An 18,149-nucleotide genomic window follows, 5' to 3' on the forward strand; every position below is an offset into this window, starting at 1 on the left:
TTTCTTACCGCAGAACCATCAATCGGCTTGTGGAGCTTCCACCGGCTTGACCGCTTCTTCGTAAGAGACCGCTTTATCGGTCACGCTAGCTTTCTGCAGAACAGTATCCACAACTTGTTCTTCCAGCACAACCGAACGGACTTCGTTCAGTTGCTGGTCGTTCTTGTAGTACCAGGACACGACTTGCTCAGGCTCCTGGTAGGCCGAGGCCATTTCCTGGATCAGCTCGCGAACACGGGCTTCGTCAGGCTTGAGTTCGAACTGCTTGACCACTTCGGCGACGATCAGGCCCAGCACGACGCGGCGCTTGGCTTGTTCTTCGAACAGCTCGGCAGGCAGTTGGTCCGGCTTGATGTTCCCGCCGAACTGCTGAACAGCCTGTACGCGCAGACGGTTCACTTCGTTGTCCAGCAGGGCCTTTGGCACTTCGATCGGGTTGGAAGCCAGCAGACCATCCATGACCTGGTTCTTGACCTTGGACTTGATGGCCTGGCGCAGTTCACGCTCCATGTTCTTGCGAACTTCGGCGCGGAAACCTTCCAGACCGGTTTCCTTGATGCCGAACTGGGCGAAGAATTCTTCGTTCAGTTCAGGCAGTTTCGGCTCGGAAACGCTGTTGACGGTCACGGTGAACTCGGCGGCTTTGCCAGCCAGGTCCAGGTTCTGGTAGTCCTCAGGGAAGGTCACGTTCAGCACGCGCTCTTCACCGGCCTTGGCGCCAACCAGGCCATCTTCGAAGCCAGGGATCATGCGACCGGAGCCCAGTACCAGCTGGGTAGCCTTGGCGGAACCGCCAGCGAACACTTCACCGTCGACCTTGCCGACGAAATCGATGTTCAGTTGGTCTTCGTTCTGGGCAGCACGCTCGGTCACTTCGAAACGGGTGTTCTGCTTGCGCAGGATGTCCAGCATCTTGTCCAGGTCGGCATCCGACACATCAGCGCTCAGGCGCTCGACGGCGATGGATTCGAAACCGGCAACCGTGAACTCCGGGAACACTTCGAAAGTAGCGACGAATTCCAGGTCCTTGCCTTTTTCCAGCACTTTAGGCTCGACGGACGGAGCGCCGGCCGGGTTCAGCTTCTGCTCGACGACCGCTTCGTAGAACGAAGACTGGATCACGTCGCCCACGGCTTCCTGACGCGCATCAGCTTCGTAACGCTGACGGATCACGCTCATTGGCACTTTGCCTGGGCGGAAACCTGGGATTTTGGCCTTTTGGGCAGTCTGCTGCAGACGCTTGTTGACCTGAGTCTCGATGCGCTCAGCCGGCACGGTGATGCTCATGCGGCGCTCAAGAGCAGAAGTATTTTCAACAGAAACTTGCATGGATATTCCTCGTTGCACAGACGTTGGCCGGGCGTTTCCGACCCCAGAATCAAGGGCATGCATTCTAGTAGGTCAAACTCAAGAAGTCACCCTACTGAAAACGCGCTGGAAACAGGCGCCGGATTTAGGACGGGACAAACGGTCATGCCCCACCCGGATTGCAAATACAGTCGATTCAGTCCAGGGCTCTGCGCCAACGCTTCTATATATAGAAGCGGCGTGTCCGATCGCGCAGCGCCCCGCCCCACAAGGAGACCGACGGGCATGCTACGCATCATCACGAAACATATTCGCGACAAACCGTCCGCTGTGCGCAACCGCAAAAACAGCGCCGACGCCAAGCACAGAACCACCGAAAACAAAAACGGCGCAGCCCTTTTCAGGTACTGCGCCGTTTTCTGCTATTTAAATAGCGACTTGTATGGTGCGGACGGAGAGACTCGAACTCTCACACCTTGCGGCGCTGGAACCTAAATCCAGTGTGTCTACCAATTCCACCACATCCGCGTATCAAGCTTTTAAAGCAAAGGCGCCAGATTGTTAGATCTGGCGCCTTTCTAGAATATGGGGTGGACGATGGGGATCGAACCCACGACAACGGGAGTCACAATCCCGTGCTCTACCAACTGAGCTACGCCCACCATATTGCCTTGTTGCCTTACTTGTGCCAAAGCTGCCTAATTGGCGCACCCGGCAGGACTCGAACCTGCGACCATCCGCTTAGAAGGCGGATGCTCTATCCAGCTGAGCTACGGGCGCCTTTTTAATCTGTATTCTTGGACGATTACAAACTAAGTGCTTTCAGTTTTGCCGAGTTGAAACAACCAACTCCGCTCGACCTTCTTAACCAGTGCTAGGCTGTGCCCGACAAGTGCGACGAATGTTATAGACGGCCTGATAGGTCGTCAACTCTTTTTTAAAAAAAATTCATTTAATTAAAGGGGTTAGGGGAATTTGCAGACCAAGCGCCTTTGCCCTCACGCCCCGGCGTGCGAGAATGCGCTCTCTTTTTTTCCCCTCTCGATGGTTAACCACGCGCAATGACTGCACAACTTATCGACGGCAAATCGATCGCCGCCAGCCTGCGCCAGCAGATCGCCCAACGAGTCACCGAGCGCCGCCAGCAAGGCCTGCGCACGCCCGGCCTTGCGGTGATCCTGGTCGGCAGCGATCCTGCCTCTCAGGTTTATGTCTCGCACAAGCGTAAAGACTGTGAAGAGGTCGGCTTCCTTTCCCAGGCCTACGACCTGCCTTCCGAAACCACCCAGCAAGCGTTGGCCGATCTGATCGATCGCCTGAACGACGATCCGAACATCGACGGTGTTCTGCTCCAGTTGCCGCTGCCTGAACACCTCGACGCCTCCAAGCTGCTGGAGCGTATCCGTCCAGACAAAGACGTCGACGGCTTCCATCCTTATAACGTCGGCCGCCTGGCCCAGCGTATCCCACTGCTTCGCCCCTGCACCCCCAAGGGCATCATGACCTTGCTGGAAAGCACTGGCGTGGACCTGTATGGCCTTGATGCCGTGGTGGTGGGTGCGTCCAACATCGTTGGTCGCCCGATGGCCATGGAGTTGCTGCTGGCCGGCTGCACCGTGACCGTGACCCATCGCTTCACCAAGGACTTGGCCGGCCATGTCGGCCGTGCCGACCTGGTGGTAGTGGCCGCCGGCAAACCCGGCCTGGTCAGGGGTGAGTGGATCAAGGAGGGCGCCATCGTCATCGACGTGGGCATCAATCGCCAGGACGACGGCAAGCTGGTGGGCGACGTGGTCTACGAGACCGCCCTGCCCCGCGCTGGCTGGATCACCCCGGTACCCGGCGGCGTAGGCCCGATGACCCGCGCCTGCCTGTTGGAAAACACGTTGTACGCGGCCGAAACACTGCATAGCTGACATATCGCTTCAATCCAGCCATAAACCCTGTGGGAGCGAGCCTGCTCGCGATAGCTTGGGATCAGCCAATATCAATGTTGGCTGAAACTCCGCTATCGCGAGCAGGCTCGCTCCCACAAGCGTTTTTGTCGCCTGATCCTTATCGACAGGCGTTGGCCTGTGCCGCGATTCCCTCGATCGCGAAAACTACGAATTTTTCAGATTCGATTCGCCAGAATCCCCCTTCATTAAACTTTATTTATTCACAACCCCTGGCGGTACAGGCATATAGCGCTGCTGTCGCCCATACTCCTAGAATGCGACGTTTTTTTTAAGTCGTTGCTCAACGGCACCTTCAACTCCATCGAGTCTACTCGCGTGAAAATCCATCTTTCGATCATCAGCCTGTTCATCGCTTTCACAGGCAGCTTTATCACGCAAAACGTCGTTGCGCAGGAAACCATCGCGGCCCCTCGGGATACGGCCAAGCTGCAAGTCGCCTCGGGCAGCGCGATGTTGCTGGACTTGCAGACGGATAAAGTCGTCTATTCGAGCAACCCCGACGTGGTGGTGCCGATCGCTTCGGTGACCAAGTTGATGACCGGCCTGATCGTGCTGGATGCCAAACAGAACCTGGATGAATACATTTCCATCACCATCGCCAACACTCCGGAGATGAAAGGGGTGTTTTCGCGGGTCAAGCTCAACAGCGAGCTGTCACGCCGGGATGTTTTGCTGATCGCCCTGATGTCTTCGGAAAACCGCGCCGCCGCCAGCCTCGCCCACCACTATCCGGGCGGCTATGCGGCGTTCATTGCCGCCATGAACGCCAAGGCCAAGGCGCTGGGCATGACCAGCACGCATTACGTCGAGCCGACGGGCCTGTCGATCAACAACGTCTCCACTGCCAGGGACCTGACCAAGTTGCTGATCGCCGCCCGCAAGTACCCGCTGCTGAGCGAATTGAGTACGACCAAGGAAAAGACCGTTACCTTCCGCAAACCGGTGTATAGCCTGGGGTTTCGCAATACCGACCATTTGGTTCACAAGGCCAACTGGGATATCCAGTTGACCAAGACCGGCTTTACCAACCAAGCCGGCCACTGCCTGGTGCTGGTAACGAAGATGGGCAATCGTCCGATGGCGCTGGTGATCCTCGACGCCTTTGGCAAGTACACGCACTTCGCCGATGCCAGCCGGATTCGTAGCTGGGTGGAAACCGGAAAAAGCGCCGCCGTGCCGGCGGTTGCCCTGCAATACAAGGCCGCCAAGAATCTCAAGAGCCGCCAGAGTGGGGTGGTGGAAGCCTCCAAGTAATCCACGAATCAAAAAGCTCCGACTCGTAACGGGGCGCCCGAGATCAACGTCCATCGCGAGGCGGCCTGATAGCCGACCTGGCTCTTGATGGGACCGCGTTTCTTCTGTGGGAGCGGGCTTGCTCGCGAAAGCGGTGTGTCAGTTGACGGTGATGTTGGTGGGCCGGCCTCTTCGCGAGCAAGCCCGCTCTCACAGATGGTCTTGGTGTTCATAAGTTTTCTGCTCACCACAGGCCTATTGTGGGAGCGAGCCTGCTCGCGAAGGCGGTGGGTCAGTGTGCGGTGATGTTGGATGGCCTGGCCTCTTCGCGAGCAAGCCCGCTCCCACAGGTGGTCTTGGTGTTCATAAGTTTTATGTTCACCATAGACCTATTGTGGGAGCGAGCTTGCTCGCGATAGCGGTGGCTCAGCCACATAGATGCCGGCACGTGCCCAGCTCTTGCTCTTGCTTTGGCTTTGATCTTGGTCTTGATCTGGGCGCCCCGTTAAACCACGCTGGCCGAAGTGAGGGCACACCGAGCCTAGGCGAGGTGCCGAGTGGTGGGGCAAAGCGCTTTTGGTTACTTTTGGCTGGTCCGGCTCCCGGCTCTTCCAAAAGTGACCCGCCGTAAGGGCGGCCCCCTAAGCCGCCGTTACCGCAGCAACGGACATACACACCAACCAAGCCTCTCAAAACAGATGACGTCTAGGCCTTCAAGTCACCCAGCGGATCATAAGGCTCAGGCTTTCGCTCATCCTTTTTATCCAGCGGCGCCTTGGCCGGCCCGACCGGATCGACCTGGGGATCCTCAAGGTCCGGCGAGTCCGGATCGAACCCCAAATCATCACCACTGGAATGCTCGGATGAATGTGGCCCCGTAGGTGTTTTCGACTGTGCCATGCGTGCCTCCTCCTATCATGGTCGGAAAAATGCCCAACCCTGACGATAAGAGCCTCAGCCCTGCCCGGTCGTGCCCGGCAAGTGACGAACGGGATGAACGATCAATGCGCGGCGCTGAGCGCCTTGGTGGCCCGCGCCGCCGCTTGCTCCTGCCCTGCCCCGGCCAGATCGGCCGCCGCTTTCAACCAACGCTGTGAGTCGACATTGGCCGGAAGCTGCGTAGGGCGCTGAACCAGCACCGCCCAGCCACCCGCGCTCTGGAAGGCCGATTCGAAGGCACTGAAACTCATCAACTGCCGACGATTCATGCCTGCACGCAACAACACCGTCTGCTTCTGGCGGTTGTAGCCGGCGAGAATCCCATACCGAGGCGCGGCCCAGAACGCCGAACCATCGACATAGCGCACCAGCACCGGATAACCCGCCGCGACCTGCTCCAACAGCGCGGGCAGCCTGGCGTCGAGGGGATACACCAGCAGCCCGTACTCGCGCGCCAGTGTTTGCATGTTTTTCTGCAAATGGGCTTCGCCACCGGGTAGATGCAAGGGTTTTTCCAACAGCCCTGGAGTGATCACGGTGCCTTGCAACGTCAGCAAGGCGGCCAGGGATTGCGGGGCGCCCTGGTGCATTTCGCCACGATAGAACGGCACGCTGTTGAGCTCTACCCGTTCCGGCAGGCGCTGGATCTGCGGCGATACGCTGCCCGCGCAACCCGCCAGGGCGACGAGGCAGGACACCGCCAGTACCAATGATCGAAACGATGGAATGACTGGCGACATGATGACTCTCTTGTTCAGGTACCCGGCATCCGGGCCAGGCGTGGGTCGACGATCATAAGGTGCGCACAGCCCTGGGTATAGCCATAACCATCGTTTTAAAAGGGCGATAGAACGAACCGATCCATACCCCAGCGCCATACATCGACAAGCTGCAACACTTGAGCGACTAGACTGTCCATTGTACTGGGTGCGTTATCCCGAACCGGGGATAGAAGGAGGCACAAATGAGCCTGACGACGACAATCCTGATGCTGATATTCGGCTGGCTGAGCGTAGCCACGGCCATGCTGTGGGGCGTGCTTCGAATCGCTCGACGCCACCATCACGCGCCACCTGCGCCATCGGGAAAAGCCGCCAAACCTGCCCGGCACCACGCCGCCGCGCACTGACCTCTCACGTTCAAACCCATCGTTCTCAAATCCAAAAAAAAGCCACCCGGGCCTGGACCCGGGTGGCTTCTGCCTGCTGCCTGGAATCAGGCGTTGTCGGGCAGCGCCTTTTCCTTGGCCCTGCGGGACAACATGTTCAACACCTCGATCGCCGCCGAGAACGCCATGGCCGCATAGATATAGCCTTTCGGTACATGGGCGCCGAAACCTTCGGCGATCAGCGTCATGCCGATCATGATCAGGAAGCCCAGGGCCAGCATGACGACCGTCGGGTTGTCATTGATGAACTTGGCCAGCGGTTCGGCCGCCAGCAGCATCACCAGCACCGATACGACGACGGCGATGATCATGATCGGCAAATGCTCGGTCATGCCCACGGCCGTGATGATGCTGTCGATGGAGAACACCAGGTCCAGCATCAGGATCTGACCGATGGCCGCGGCAAAGCCCAGCGTCACCCCGGACGTGGCCGACTTGGGATCATTCGGCGCCGGGTCCATGCTGTGGTGGATTTCAGTGGTCGCTTTCCACAGCAGGAACAGGCCGCCGGCGATCAGGATCATGTCTTTCCAGGAGAACGCCTGGCCGAGGATTTCGATGACCGGTTCGGTCAACTGCACAATGAAGGCAATCGTGCTCAACAGGCCCAAGCGCAGGATCAGCGCCATGCCGATACCGATCCGCCGCGCCTTGGCACGATGTTGTTCGGGCAGCTTGTTGGTCAGAATCGAAATGAAGATCAGGTTATCGATGCCAAGCACGATTTCCATCACGACCAGAGTCGCCAGGGCGATCCACGCGGTGGGGCTGGCGGCGAGCTGTAAAAGATAATCCATGGGTCAGTCCTGACTGATGTGACGCGTTAGATGGTTTTGGTAGGGGTTTGTGTTTCGTCAGCTTCGTCCGCTGGCTCTTTCTTCGGGCTGATCAAGCCGCCGGTGGCTTCGCTGATCGCCTGTTCGGCGGCCTTATGGGTATCGTCGATGGCCTGCTTGGCGGTTTCCGCAGCCTGCCCCATTAACTGCTGAGCACTTTTTTCAGCCTGTTCACAGCCCGCCAGTGTCGTTGCCGACATCACCAACAGGGCTGCAAGCCCCAGGGATTTATAGGTCATGGAATAAATGCCTCTTGAAGAATAGAAGGAGCTCGAAAGTGGCCCACCAATGGCCAGGCATTCTAGAGAGACGAATACTTCAGGATAATTCGTATTTTTAGCGGTTATACTTCGGTTTTTACGAAGCAATGTGAACCCATGCTCAATTATCGACAACTGCATTACTTTTGGGTCGTGGCGAAAACCGGCAGCATCGTGCGGGCGTGCGAGCAGTTGAACCTGACCCCACAGACCATCAGCGGGCAGATTTCCCTGTTCGAGCAAACCTATAACATCAAATTGTTTCGTCGTGTCGGGCGGCAGTTGGAACTGACCGAAGCCGGCCGCCAGACACTGCCCTACGCCGAACACATGTTCCAGTTGGGCGGTGAGCTGGAACTGATGCTGAGGGCCCAGCCCAACGAACAGCAAACCCTGTTCCGGGTCGGAGTCGCGGATGTGGTGCCCAAGTCCATCGTCTATCGACTCTTGGCGCCGACCATGGAGTTGAGTGAACCGCTGCGCATCACCTGTCGCGAGGACAAGCTCGAACGGCTGCTGGCGGACCTGGCGATCCAGCGCCTGGACCTGGTGATTTCCGACAGCCCGATGCCGACCCACCTGGACATCAAGGGCTACAGCCAGAAACTGGGGGAATGCGGGATCAGTTTTTTTGCCACCGCCGCGCTGGCCGAACGCTACGGGCAGGATTTCCCCCATGGCCTCAATGACGCTCCGCTGCTGATTCCCGGGCCGGAAACCGTAGTGCGCAGCCGCTTGCAACGCTGGTTCGCCGAGCAACAGATCCAACCGCGCATCGTCGGCGAATTCGATGACAGCGCCTTGATGCAGGCCTTTGGGCAATCAGGCAGTGGGATTTTCATCGGCCCGAGCGTGATCGCCGAAGAGGTCAAGCGGCAGTACGGCGTAGAAGTGATCGGCCAGACCGATGCGGTGAGCGAATCCTTCTATGCCATTTCCGTGGAACGCAAGGTCAGCCATCCTGGCATCGTTGCGATTGCCGAAGGCGCCCGTCGCGAGTTGTTCAGCGCTTAGTTATCCAGGCAAGTCGCGCGGGGCTTGAAAGTCATCAGGAGCAACGCCAGCAAAATCGAGACGAAGATGAACCCGGCGGCCGCGAACCCGACACTGCCCAGGCCCAGGGTATCGATGACCCGGCCACCGATCATCGCCCCCAGGCCAATCCCCAAATTGGCCCCGGCGATGTTCAACGAGGCGGCAAACGCCGGGGCCTGCGGGGCTGCCTTCATCAACCGCACATGGCTGACCAGAAACAACGCGGCCTGGGTCACGCCCCAGATGCCCATCGCCGCCGCCAGCGCGAGGGGTGAATGAATGCTTGGGACCAACGCCACCATGCCGCCGATCAGGAACAGGCAGAACACCATCGACGCGATCAGCGGATGGCGGTCCACCGCACGGCCGCCCAAGGAGTTGCCCAACAGCCCGACGGCGCCGAAGCCCATCAGGCACCAGCCCACCAGGGTGCCATCGAATCCGGCGAGGCGTTCGAGGATATCCGCCAGATAGGTGTAGGCGGTGAACATGCCGCTGAACACCAGGATCGACAACAGCACGTGCCCTTGCATCAACGGGCTGCGCAGGATCTTCAACTGCGAACGGAAGCTCACCTGATGCAGGTGCAGGTTGGTTTTCGGCAAATAGATAAACAGCAACAAGGCCTTGGCGAAGGCAATGACCGCCAGGATCGCGAAGGCACTGCGCCAGCCAAACGCATCGGCGATCAACGTGCCCACTGGAATGCCGAACACCGTGGCACAGACGATGCCGAAGCCGATCCGGGCGATGGCCCGCCCGGCCAGTTGCGGCCCGACAATGTCCACCGCCGTTTCACTGGCCAGCGCCCAGAACACCGGCAGGCCCAGGGCCGGGATCAATCGGGCAAGGGCCATTACCCAAATGTTGGGGGCAAAGGTGGCCAGCAGGTTGGCCAGACCGAACATCACCAGCACACTGATAAACAGCTTGCGCCGCTCGAAGCGGGCGAACCAGGCCGTGAGGAACGGCCCGAACGCCGCCACCGTAAACGCAAACAACGTCACCAGCAGCCCGGCCTGGGGAATGCTGACGTGCAGGTCGCGAGCGATGGAGGGCAACAGGCCGACGATGACGAATTCCGTGGTCAGCACGGTGAAACCGGCGGCCGACAGCAGGAAGATGGGTAACAACATGTGGAACTCCAGCGAAACGACGACACCAGCGTTTAGTGGCCTGTGTGGTTAGTTCGTTAGTTCAAGTTCGGATGACAGGAGTCCATAGCCAAGGCGCTGCGACGAGTCATAGCCCGCTATGGCGAGGAGCAGCAACGCAGGATATGGACTTCTGGCGCCGAACTTGACTAACAGAACTGACCACACAGGCCACTAAGGCCCGCTGGCGGAAAGAAGGTGAGAACGGCAAAGCCTAACAGAATGCACGCGTCTTACAAACGCACCTTATGGCCCGGATAAGGGTGACGGACTGTCACAGGTCCGTCAGATTTATTACCGGCTGTGCTAAAGTCCGCGGCCTGCAAATGCCGTACTTTCTCTCGGTTCGCTCATGTGGCCTGCCCGCTTGTTGCCCTGATCTGTCGACCGTTGAACACAATAAAATCAGAGATGCCGCTATGACAGCTTCGTCCGTTACCCCTTTGCAACGCCTTAAACGCACCAGCCTGGTGACGCAAATCATCATTGGCCTGATCGCCGGTATTGTCCTGGCATGGCTGGCGCCCGACGTGGCCAAGTCCAGCGCCTTCATCGGCAACGTCTTCGTCTCCGCGCTCAAGGCCGTGGCGCCGATCCTGGTGTTCGTGCTGGTCATGGCGTCGATCGCCAACCACAAGCACGGCCAGGAAACCCATATCCGCCCCATCTTGTTCCTCTACCTGCTGGGCACGTTCGCCGCGGCGGTGGTCGCGGTGGTTGCCAGTACGTTGTTTCCGTCCAGCCTCGTGCTGACCACCCATGACGTCGCGGTCACCGCACCCGGCGGCATCAGTGAGGTCCTACAGGGCCTGTTGCTCAGCGTGGTGGACAACCCGGTCCGCGCCCTGCTCAACGGCAACTTCATCGGTATCCTGGCCTGGGCCATCGGCATGGGCATCGCCATTCGCCATGCTGGCCAGACCACGCGCACCGTGCTCGAAGACCTGTCCAACGGCGTGACCGTGATCGTGCGCCTGGTGATCCGCTTCGCCCCGCTGGGGATCTTCGGGCTGGTGGCCTCGACCCTGGCCACGTCCGGCTTCGGCGCCCTGCTCGGCTACCTGCACCTGCTGACCGTGTTGATCGGTTGCATGCTGTTCGTGGCGTTGGTGGTCAACCCACTCATCGTGTTCTGGAAACTGCGTCGCAACCCTTACCCGCTGGTATTCACCTGCCTGCGCGAGAGTGGCATCACAGCGTTTTTCACCCGCAGCTCGGCGGCGAATATCCCGGTGAACCTGGAACTGAGCAAACGCCTAGGCCTGCACGAAGACACCTATTCGGTGTCGATCCCACTGGGCGCGACCATCAACATGGCGGGCGCTGCCATCACCATCACCGTACTGACCCTGGCGGCCGTACATACCTTGGGTATTGCAGTTGACCTGCCAACGGCCGTGCTGCTGAGCGTTGTCGCCGCCATTTGCGCCTGCGGTGCGTCCGGGGTGGCCGGCGGTTCGCTGTTGCTGATTCCCCTGGCGTGCAGCCTGTTTGGCATTCCCAGTGAGATCGCCATGCAAGTGGTCGCTGTGGGTTTCATCATCGGTGTCCTGCAGGACTCGGCGGAAACGGCGTTGAACTCGTCGACGGATGTGCTGTTCACGGCGGCGGCGTGCCTGGGTGAGGAAGCGAAGCTCGCGCGTACGGCTTAAAAGATCGGGGCAAACTCGACCCTATGGGACAACTGATCCACCGCCTTCGCGAGCAAGCCCGCTCCCACAAGGGTTATGTGGTGAATACAAAATCAATGTGGGAGCGGGCTTGCTCGCGAAGCAGGCGCCTCGGTCGATCAGAATCCCCCCAAATACCAAGGTCACAAAAAAGCCCGGGAACGGCCCAAACCGTCCCGGGCTTTTTCATGCCGGCGGGGTTAGAACGCGCCCATGTAGTCGCGCTTGCCCACTTCCACGCCATTGTGACGCAGCAATGCGTAGGTGGTGGTGACATGGAAGAAGAACTGCGGCAGGCCGTAGGTCAGCAGGTAGTTCTGGCCACTGAAGCGCTTCTCCTTCGGCGTCCCCGGACGGGTAACGATTTCGATGCCTTCCTTGCCATCGATCTGCGCAGGCGCGATGCCATCGATAAAGGCCAATACCTTGGCGATCAGGGCTTGCAGCTCGGCGAACGTGGTCTCGCTGTCGTCATACTTTGGCACTTCGATCTCGGCCAGGCGCGCGGACACACCCTTGGCGAAATCCACCGCGATCTGCACCTGGCGCACCAGCGGGAACATGTCCGGGTACAGGCGGGCTTGCAGGAAAGCGTTCGGGTCGATGTTTTTCGCGGTGGCGTGGGCTTCGGCCTTGTTCAGAACGTCGCTCAACGCGTTGAGCATCTGCTTGAAAACCGGGACGGAAGCGGCGTACAGGGAAATAGTCATGGCAATCTCATGCAGGTGGCAGGAAAGAATGAATCAAACGGCAGCGATTATAGCCACGGCTGATTGCACGGCTTGTCTTTTATTGCGCAAGGATTAGGCTAGGCGGCTTCCACAGCATAGGGAACGCGCGATGAGCATCGAAGAACAACAGCAGGCTGAAGAACCACGGCTCAATAGCACGGAAATCCGCATCCTCGGCGCGCTGGTCGAGAAACAGGCCACCAACCCCGAGACCTACCCGCTGACCCTCAACGCCCTGGTACTGGCCTGCAACCAGAAAACCAGCCGCGAACCGGTGATGAACCTTAACCCCGGCCAGGTTGGCCAGAGCCTGCGGGCGCTGGAAGGTCGCGGTTTTACCAAGCTGGTGATGGGCAGCCGCGCCGACCGCTGGGAACATCGGGTCGACAAAGCCCTGGAGCTGGTGCCGGCCCAAGTGGTCCTGATGGGCTTGCTGTTCCTGCGTGGCCCGCAAACGGTCAATGAGTTGCTGACCCGCAGCGGACGGATGCACGACTTTGAAGACGCCGAGCAAGTGGTGCACCAACTCGAACGCCTGATCTCCCGGGGGCTGGCGCTGCTGGTGCCACGCCAGGCCGGCCAGCGCGAGGACCGCTATGTGCACGCCATGGGCGACCCGGCGGACATCGAAGCGATTCTCGCCGCCCGCCAGCACCCGGTGGAGCGTGGCGCGGGCGGCGGTGTCTCGCTGGAGCGCATCGAAGAGCTCGAAGCGCGGATCGCCGCACTGGAAGAACGCCTGGCAAGACTGGAGTAACTTACTGGAATTCCGGCAGGAGCTGTGTAGGAGCTGTCGAGTGCAACGAGGCTGCGATCTTGTGACAGACAATTGAGTCGAAAGCCAAAGATCAAAATCAAAAGATCGCAGCCTTCGGCAGCTCCTACGCGGACCGGGCGAAAGCGACGGCTTTTTCGAATTGCTCCAGGTTGGGCCGCACGCCGGTGTACAGCACGAATTGCTCCAGGGCTTGGATCGCAATGACTTCCAGCCCGGTGATGACCCGTTTGCCTTCGGCCCGGGCGCGCACGATCAGGGGCGTTTCCGACGGAATCGCCACCACGTCGAACACGGTTTCGGCGGCGGCGATGGTCTCGGGCTCGAACGCCAACTGGTCGGCTTCCGGGCCGCCGGTCATGCCGATCGGCGTGACGTTGATCAGCATCTGCGGCCGTCGCGCACCCAGTTCAGCTTGCCATTCATACCCCAGGGATTCGGCCAAGGCTCGCCCTGCGGCTTCATTGCGGGCGACGATCAGCCCTTTTTTATAGCCCCCATCATGCAAGGCGCTGGCCACCGCCTTGGCCATGCCGCCGCTACCGCGCAAGGCAAAGGTGGCGTCCTTGGGCACGGCGTGGCTTTGCAACAATTGGGCAATGGCAATGTAGTCGGTGTTGTAGGCCTTCAGATGACCGTTGGTATTGACGATGGTGTTGATCGACTGGATCGCGGCGGCGGAAGGGTCCAACTCGTCCACCAGGGCGATGCAGGCTTCCTTGAACGGCATCGACACGCCGCAGCCACGAATACCCAAGGCGCGGATACCGCCCACCGCGCCAGGCAGGTCCTGGCTGCTGAACGCCTTGTAATAGAAGTTCAGGCCCAGTTGCTCATACAAATGGTTATGAAAGCGCAGGCCAAAGTTTCCGGGACGCCCCGAGAGCGACATGCACAGCTGGGTGTCTTTGTTGGGGTTGATCTGCATGCGTGTCTCCTTGCATTCACTTTCGGACAAACGGAACGCCGCCCCGAAAGGTCTATTGGATGATGATACCGCCAGGTCCGGCCAGATCCAGGCTGCTGGATGACGCGGCGCGGTAAAAAAAGCGCTACAGACCTTACACAATATTTACCCAACGGCGGCGCAAATCCTGAGAAAATCGCTGTCATAGCAGTATCCCCGCGACGCTCATCGGGTCTGTCGCAGACCACAGGCGCCGGGGCCGAAACGAGGAACAGCCATGAATCGTAGACTTCCCATCATCGCCCTGCTCATGGGGGCACTCACGGTCACCGGCCAGGCATCCGCCCACGGTCGTGGTGGTTGGGAGGGGCCCGCCGTGTTTGGTGCCATCGTCGGTTCGGCCATTGTCGGCTCGGCCATCATCAACCGTGATCGTCCGGTGTATGTGCAGCAACCGGTCTACGTGCAACCGCAACCGGTCTATTACCAGGCACCACCGCCGGTCTATTACCAACCGCAGCCGGTGTATGTAGAGCGGCCAATCTACTATCGCCCGGCACCGGTGTATTACGGGCCACCACGAGGCTACTACTATGGCCCGCCTCGTGGTCATTACGGTCGCTGGTAATCAGCCTTCCGGGTGGCACAAAAAAGCCTGTGATCGATGATCACAGGCTTTTTCATGTCCACTAGATAACCCCTGTGGCGAGGGAGCTTGCTCCCGCTGGGCTGCGCAGCAGTCCTAAAACAGGGCCGCTTCGCGTCCAGCGGGAGCAAGCTCCCTCGCCACAGGGCTTTGTCAGACGTGCTCGCTGCTTTTCAGTCGGCTCGGCCCATGTTCCGCTGGTTCGTGAACAGGCTCTGCCACCACCGGAATCTCGTTGCCGTCACAATCATGCAGCTTGCCGTCGCTGAAATAATCGCCTTCGCGCAGCGCTGCCAAGTCCTGGTAGCGCAACACCCGCTCGGTGCCGGCGGCGAAGACTGACTGTTGGTCGGAATTGCCCGTGGTGAAGTGGTTGAACGCCAGGTTCAGCATGATCGCCATGATCGCCGAGGAACTGATGCCTGAATGGAAGATGGTCGCGAACCAGCTCGGGAAATGATCGTAGAAGTTCGGTGCGGCGATGGGAATCATGCCGAAGCCGATAGAAGTGGCGACGATGATCAGGTTGACGTTATTGCGGTAGTCGACTTTCGACAGGGTGCGAATGCCACTGGCCGCCACCGTGCCAAACAATACGATGCCGGCACCGCCCAGCACCGAGGTCGGCACCGCGGCGATCACACGGCCCATGAACGGCAGCAGGCCGAGTACAACCAGGAACACCCCGCCGGTTGCCACCACGAAACGGCTCTTGATCCCGGTGACCGCCACCAGTCCGACGTTCTGGGCGAAGGCACTCTGGGTGAAGGAACCGAAGATCGGCGCGATCATGCTCGACAGCATGTCGGCCCGCAGACCGTTGCCCAGACGCCTCGAATCGACCTTGGTGTCGATGATTTCGCCCACCGCCAGGATGTCGGCAGAGGTTTCCACCAAGGTCACCATGATCACAATGCACATCGACAGGATCGCGGCGATATGGAATGTCGGCATGCCGAAATGGAACGGTGTCGGAAAACCGAACATCGGGCCTTGGCTGACCGACGAAAAGTCCGCCATGCCGAGGAACACCGCGATGACCGTACCGATGACCATCGCCAACAGAATCGACAGCCGCGAGATGGTTGCGCTGCCCATCTTGCTCAGCAGCAGTACCAGCACCAGGGTCACCGCGGCCAGGCCAATGTTCGCCATGCTGCCGAAATCGGCGGCGTGACTGTTACCGCCCATCGCCCAACGCGCCGCCACCGGCATCAAGGTCAGGCCGATGGTGGTGATCACGATGCCGGTGACCAGGGGTGGGAAGAACCGGGTGATGCGGGAAAACACTGGAGTGATCAACAAACCAATCAGGGACGCTGCGATCACCGCGCCGAGGATGGCTTGAAAGCCCCCCTCCCCGCCACTGCCGACAATCGCCACCATGGTCGCGACGCCCGAAAACGATACGCCCTGCACCAAGGGCAGTTGGCAGCCAAAAAACGGCAGGCCGAGGGTTTGCAGCAATGTGGCCAGGCCTCCCGCGAACAACGACGCGGCAATCAACAGACCGATGTCCGCCGGCGACAGCCCGGCCGCCTGGCCGATGATCAACGGCACGGCGACGATGCCACCGTACATGGTCAACACATGTTGCAGGCCGTAAGCCATATTCGCGCCGACGCCGAGGTTTTCGTCCTCGGGCCGTGGGAGTGAAACATGGGGCGTTTTCATGGTTCGGGGATTCCCTGTTTTTTGTTATGGGCACACTGTATTCAAAACTCGGGACAAATGTCCATAGAGTTGTATACAACTTGTTGCATGCCCATCAGGAACAGCGCCCCGACCCAGCGCCTTTTATGACTGCAGCAACCCCACCACCGCGGGCCGCAACAGCTCGCGCGGCGGTACGCGCAGGCTGAATTCCTGCTCCAGCAAATCGATCAACTCATCGGCATCAAGGATCACGCGTCGCTCACTCTCCTGCCCTATCCGGTGTACGGCATAGCTGTTGCCGTTAAGGGTCTTGCGCAACCCGTCGCCGGTGCGGGCCACCATCAACCGCCCCATGAACGGCGACTCAGGGTGATTGCAGACGTACCAATTGCCGACGGTGTAGTCGATGTCTTCCTGGCGCTGCAGGTCGAACAGGTACATCGGTCGCCATTCGTCGGCGACGTTGGCGCGCAACAAGTAACCGTCCGTGTGGGTCTCGATGCGGTACGGCTCATGGGGCGTGGCCTGGGCCTCACGACTATCGAGCAACAACGGCGCGGTGGGCACCATGCCGCCAAAGCCGACGTCGGTGATGTAGCGCACACCCTCGATCGTCACCAGGCTCAGCCGATGGGTCCGGGCGGTCCAGGCGCCCTCAGGCGCATTCATCACCACGCGCCCGGTGATGCCGCGGGCGTCGTAACCCAGTGCTTGCAACAGCGCCAGGAACAGCTGGTTAAGTTCATAGCAATAGCCGCCGCGCCCCTCTTCGAAAACCTTGCGCTCGACCGATTCAAGGTCGATGGGCACGGGCTGACGCAGCAACGTCGACAGGGTTTCAAAGGGGAATTCGGCAGTATGGCGCCATTGCAGTTGACGCAAGGTGTCGAGGGTCGGCGCCGGTGGTGCGTCGAAACCCAGGCGCCGCAGATAACGAGCCGTATCGCTCAGTTGGGGATGACTCATGAGGGTGTCCTTTTCCAGGGTCGGCGCAGCGCTCACAAGCGCACTGCTATTGGGCGCCAGGTATAAGGCATTCCCCTCACAGAGACAACAATCGCCCCCGGTCAGCGCTGTTTGCGCGAAGCCAGCCGGATCCAGGTGGGTGCATGATCGCTGGGGTGGGGCTGGTTCCTGACCCAGGCATCCACGCCCGCCTCGCTCAGGTAGGCGCTGGCGGCCGGGTTGAGCAACAGGTGATCGATGCGCAGCCCGGAGTTCTTCTGCCAGTGCTGGCGGAAATAGTCCCAGAAGGTGTAGATCCGCTCCTCCGGATAAAGGTGGCGCAGCGAATCGGTCCAGCCCTGGTCCAACAAGCGCTGATAGCATTCCCGGCTTTCGGGTTGCAACAGCGCATCCTTGAGCCAGGAGCGCGGGTTGTAGATGTCCATGTCGGTGGGCACCACATTGTAGTCACCGGCCAGCACTACGGGATGATCACTGGCCTGCAACCCTTGGGCATAGTCGATCAGCCGTTCGAACCAGGCCAGCTTGTAGTCAAACTTGGGACCCGGTTGCGGATTGCCGTTGGGCAAGTAAAGGCACCCTACCAACACGCCATGCACCGCCGCCTCCAGATAGCGACTGTGACTGTCGTCGTCCCCGCCGGGCAAGCCTCGGCGGCTCTCCAATGGCTGCGCACCGCGGGCCAGGATCGCGACACCATTCCATGACGCCTGCCCGTGCCAGATCGCCCCATACCCCACCGACTCCAGCTCCGCCGCCGGGAAGTCCTTGTCCCCCGCCTTGAGCTCCTGCAAACAGGCAATGTCGGGTTTCTCCCGCTCCAGCCATTCCAGCAGGTTGGGCAGCCGGGCCCGGATGCCATTGATGTTGAAGGTTGCGATCCGCAGGTTTTTCATAGGACCCTTAC

The 18,149-nt window shown here is 59.9% G+C and carries 18 protein-coding genes and 3 tRNA genes; 7 read left to right on the plus strand and 14 right to left on the minus strand.

Annotated features, from left to right (window positions below):
- Nucleotides 1-18: 18 nt before the first annotated feature.
- From tig to J3P88_RS20440, 4 genes are all read right to left on the minus strand, one after another.
- Nucleotides 19-1,329 (minus strand): trigger factor, encoded by a 1,311-nt coding sequence (gene tig / locus J3P88_RS20425; RefSeq protein ID WP_122568033.1) that lies wholly within the window; start codon nucleotides 1,327-1,329, stop codon nucleotides 19-21.
- A 422-nt stretch (nucleotides 1,330-1,751) separates the two neighbouring features.
- Nucleotides 1,752-1,836 (minus strand) — tRNA-Leu (locus J3P88_RS20430).
- Nucleotides 1,837-1,894: 58 nt separating this feature from the next.
- Nucleotides 1,895-1,970 (minus strand) — tRNA-His (locus tag J3P88_RS20435).
- A 41-nt stretch (nucleotides 1,971-2,011) separates the two neighbouring features.
- Nucleotides 2,012-2,088: transfer RNA gene (locus J3P88_RS20440), tRNA-Arg, on the minus strand.
- 281 nt (nucleotides 2,089-2,369) lie between these two features.
- Between J3P88_RS20440 and folD the strand changes: the two genes are divergently transcribed.
- Both folD and pbpG read left to right on the plus strand, forming a co-directional pair.
- Complete coding sequence (gene folD / locus J3P88_RS20445) at nucleotides 2,370-3,224, plus strand: bifunctional methylenetetrahydrofolate dehydrogenase/methenyltetrahydrofolate cyclohydrolase FolD (RefSeq protein ID WP_053120836.1); 855 nt, start codon at nucleotides 2,370-2,372, stop codon at nucleotides 3,222-3,224.
- A gap of 357 nt (nucleotides 3,225-3,581) precedes the next feature.
- Nucleotides 3,582-4,520 (plus strand): D-alanyl-D-alanine endopeptidase, encoded by a 939-nt coding sequence (pbpG, locus tag J3P88_RS20450; RefSeq protein WP_434571292.1) that lies wholly within the window; start codon nucleotides 3,582-3,584, stop codon nucleotides 4,518-4,520.
- Between the two features lie 684 nt (nucleotides 4,521-5,204).
- Here the strand turns inward: pbpG and J3P88_RS20455 are convergent.
- Nucleotides 5,205-5,399, minus strand: coding sequence for a DUF6021 family protein (locus J3P88_RS20455; RefSeq protein WP_207961385.1), 195 nt, complete (start codon nucleotides 5,397-5,399; stop codon nucleotides 5,205-5,207).
- A gap of 101 nt (nucleotides 5,400-5,500) precedes the next feature.
- A complete protein-coding gene (locus J3P88_RS20460; protein ID WP_186708329.1) occupies nucleotides 5,501-6,178 on the minus strand; it encodes a peptidase C39 family protein in 678 nt (225 codons plus the stop codon).
- Between the two features lie 224 nt (nucleotides 6,179-6,402).
- Here J3P88_RS20460 and J3P88_RS20465 point away from each other — a divergent pair, with 224 nt between their 5' ends.
- On the plus strand, nucleotides 6,403-6,567 hold the full coding sequence (locus J3P88_RS20465) for a hypothetical protein (RefSeq protein WP_186708327.1): 165 nt from the start codon (nucleotides 6,403-6,405) through the stop codon (nucleotides 6,565-6,567).
- 86 nt (nucleotides 6,568-6,653) lie between these two features.
- On the opposite strand, the gene J3P88_RS20470 is transcribed toward J3P88_RS20465, so the two are convergent.
- Both J3P88_RS20470 and J3P88_RS20475 read right to left on the minus strand, forming a co-directional pair.
- Nucleotides 6,654-7,403 (minus strand): TerC family protein, encoded by a 750-nt coding sequence (locus tag J3P88_RS20470; RefSeq protein ID WP_053120828.1) that lies wholly within the window; start codon nucleotides 7,401-7,403, stop codon nucleotides 6,654-6,656.
- A gap of 26 nt (nucleotides 7,404-7,429) precedes the next feature.
- Complete coding sequence (locus J3P88_RS20475) at nucleotides 7,430-7,681, minus strand: hypothetical protein (protein WP_024619156.1); 252 nt, start codon at nucleotides 7,679-7,681, stop codon at nucleotides 7,430-7,432.
- 138 nt (nucleotides 7,682-7,819) lie between these two features.
- Between J3P88_RS20475 and nhaR the strand changes: the two genes are divergently transcribed.
- Entirely contained in the window at nucleotides 7,820-8,716 is an 897-nt protein-coding gene (gene nhaR, locus J3P88_RS20480) for a transcriptional activator NhaR (RefSeq protein ID WP_092472701.1), read from the plus strand.
- Here the strand turns inward: nhaR and J3P88_RS20485 are convergent.
- On the minus strand, nucleotides 8,713-9,873 hold the full coding sequence (locus tag J3P88_RS20485) for an MFS transporter (RefSeq protein ID WP_434571296.1): 1,161 nt from the start codon (nucleotides 9,871-9,873) through the stop codon (nucleotides 8,713-8,715). The genes nhaR and J3P88_RS20485 overlap by 4 nt on opposite strands.
- 437 nt (nucleotides 9,874-10,310) lie before the next feature.
- Between J3P88_RS20485 and sstT the strand changes: the two genes are divergently transcribed.
- A complete protein-coding gene (sstT, locus tag J3P88_RS20490; RefSeq protein WP_434571298.1) occupies nucleotides 10,311-11,543 on the plus strand; it encodes a serine/threonine transporter SstT in 1,233 nt (410 codons plus the stop codon).
- 218 nt (nucleotides 11,544-11,761) lie between these two features.
- Here sstT and J3P88_RS20495 read toward each other — a convergent pair whose 3' ends face one another.
- Entirely contained in the window at nucleotides 11,762-12,271 is a 510-nt protein-coding gene (locus J3P88_RS20495; RefSeq protein WP_186708319.1) for a DUF1993 domain-containing protein, read from the minus strand.
- Nucleotides 12,272-12,401: 130 nt separating this feature from the next.
- On the opposite strand from J3P88_RS20495, the gene J3P88_RS20500 reads away from it, so the two are divergent.
- The gene (locus J3P88_RS20500; RefSeq protein WP_411387015.1) at nucleotides 12,402-13,049 is read left to right on the plus strand and encodes a YceH family protein; all 648 of its coding nucleotides are present in this window, start codon (nucleotides 12,402-12,404) and stop codon (nucleotides 13,047-13,049) included.
- A gap of 124 nt (nucleotides 13,050-13,173) precedes the next feature.
- Here the strand turns inward: J3P88_RS20500 and J3P88_RS20505 are convergent, their stop codons facing one another.
- Nucleotides 13,174-13,995, minus strand: coding sequence for a shikimate 5-dehydrogenase (locus J3P88_RS20505; protein ID WP_434571301.1), 822 nt, complete (start codon nucleotides 13,993-13,995; stop codon nucleotides 13,174-13,176).
- A 256-nt stretch (nucleotides 13,996-14,251) separates the two neighbouring features.
- Here J3P88_RS20505 and J3P88_RS20510 point away from each other — a divergent pair, with 256 nt between their 5' ends.
- A complete protein-coding gene (locus J3P88_RS20510) occupies nucleotides 14,252-14,602 on the plus strand; it encodes a hypothetical protein (RefSeq protein WP_434571303.1) in 351 nt (116 codons plus the stop codon).
- A gap of 171 nt (nucleotides 14,603-14,773) precedes the next feature.
- On the opposite strand, the gene J3P88_RS20515 is transcribed toward J3P88_RS20510, so the two are convergent.
- The 3 genes from J3P88_RS20515 to xth all read right to left on the minus strand — a co-directional run bounded on the left by J3P88_RS20515 (nucleotide 14,774) and on the right by xth (nucleotide 18,138).
- A complete protein-coding gene (locus J3P88_RS20515; RefSeq protein WP_186728258.1) occupies nucleotides 14,774-16,294 on the minus strand; it encodes a nucleobase:cation symporter-2 family protein in 1,521 nt (506 codons plus the stop codon).
- Nucleotides 16,295-16,417: 123 nt separating this feature from the next.
- The gene (locus J3P88_RS20520; RefSeq protein ID WP_434571305.1) at nucleotides 16,418-17,242 is read right to left on the minus strand and encodes an arylamine N-acetyltransferase family protein; all 825 of its coding nucleotides are present in this window, start codon (nucleotides 17,240-17,242) and stop codon (nucleotides 16,418-16,420) included.
- Nucleotides 17,243-17,343: 101 nt separating this feature from the next.
- Nucleotides 17,344-18,138: an exodeoxyribonuclease III gene (gene xth, locus J3P88_RS20525; protein ID WP_186728256.1), complete on the minus strand. Its 795-nt coding sequence runs from the start codon at nucleotides 18,136-18,138 to the stop codon at nucleotides 17,344-17,346.
- Between the last annotated feature and the right edge of the window lie 11 nt (nucleotides 18,139-18,149).

The organism is Pseudomonas sp. Z3-6 (assembly GCF_051131985.1).
In the GTDB taxonomy this organism is placed as follows: domain Bacteria; phylum Pseudomonadota; class Gammaproteobacteria; order Pseudomonadales; family Pseudomonadaceae; genus Aquipseudomonas; species Aquipseudomonas zanjanensis.

Coding starts and splice junctions, on each gene's coding strand:
- J3P88_RS20465 (WP_186708327.1), top strand. CDS start 6,403: ATGAGCCTGACGACGACAATCCTGATGCTGATATTCGGCTGGCTGAGC.
- J3P88_RS20475 (WP_024619156.1), bottom strand. CDS start 7,681: ATGACCTATAAATCCCTGGGGCTTGCAGCCCTGTTGGTGATGTCGGCA.
- J3P88_RS20520 (WP_434571305.1), bottom strand. CDS start 17,242: ATGAGTCATCCCCAACTGAGCGATACGGCTCGTTATCTGCGGCGCCTG.
- xth (WP_186728256.1), bottom strand. CDS start 18,138: ATGAAAAACCTGCGGATCGCAACCTTCAACATCAATGGCATCCGGGCC.
- J3P88_RS20485 (WP_434571296.1), bottom strand. CDS start 9,873: ATGTTGTTACCCATCTTCCTGCTGTCGGCCGCCGGTTTCACCGTGCTG.
- folD (WP_053120836.1), top strand. CDS start 2,370: ATGACTGCACAACTTATCGACGGCAAATCGATCGCCGCCAGCCTGCGC.
- sstT (WP_434571298.1), top strand. CDS start 10,311: ATGACAGCTTCGTCCGTTACCCCTTTGCAACGCCTTAAACGCACCAGC.
- J3P88_RS20460 (WP_186708329.1), bottom strand. CDS start 6,178: ATGTCGCCAGTCATTCCATCGTTTCGATCATTGGTACTGGCGGTGTCC.
- J3P88_RS20500 (WP_411387015.1), top strand. CDS start 12,402: ATGAGCATCGAAGAACAACAGCAGGCTGAAGAACCACGGCTCAATAGC.
- J3P88_RS20495 (WP_186708319.1), bottom strand. CDS start 12,271: ATGACTATTTCCCTGTACGCCGCTTCCGTCCCGGTTTTCAAGCAGATG.
- J3P88_RS20515 (WP_186728258.1), bottom strand. CDS start 16,294: ATGAAAACGCCCCATGTTTCACTCCCACGGCCCGAGGACGAAAACCTC.
- tig (WP_122568033.1), bottom strand. CDS start 1,329: ATGCAAGTTTCTGTTGAAAATACTTCTGCTCTTGAGCGCCGCATGAGC.
- nhaR (WP_092472701.1), top strand. CDS start 7,820: ATGCTCAATTATCGACAACTGCATTACTTTTGGGTCGTGGCGAAAACC.
- J3P88_RS20505 (WP_434571301.1), bottom strand. CDS start 13,995: ATGCAGATCAACCCCAACAAAGACACCCAGCTGTGCATGTCGCTCTCG.
- J3P88_RS20470 (WP_053120828.1), bottom strand. CDS start 7,403: ATGGATTATCTTTTACAGCTCGCCGCCAGCCCCACCGCGTGGATCGCC.
- J3P88_RS20455 (WP_207961385.1), bottom strand. CDS start 5,399: ATGGCACAGTCGAAAACACCTACGGGGCCACATTCATCCGAGCATTCC.
- J3P88_RS20510 (WP_434571303.1), top strand. CDS start 14,252: ATGAATCGTAGACTTCCCATCATCGCCCTGCTCATGGGGGCACTCACG.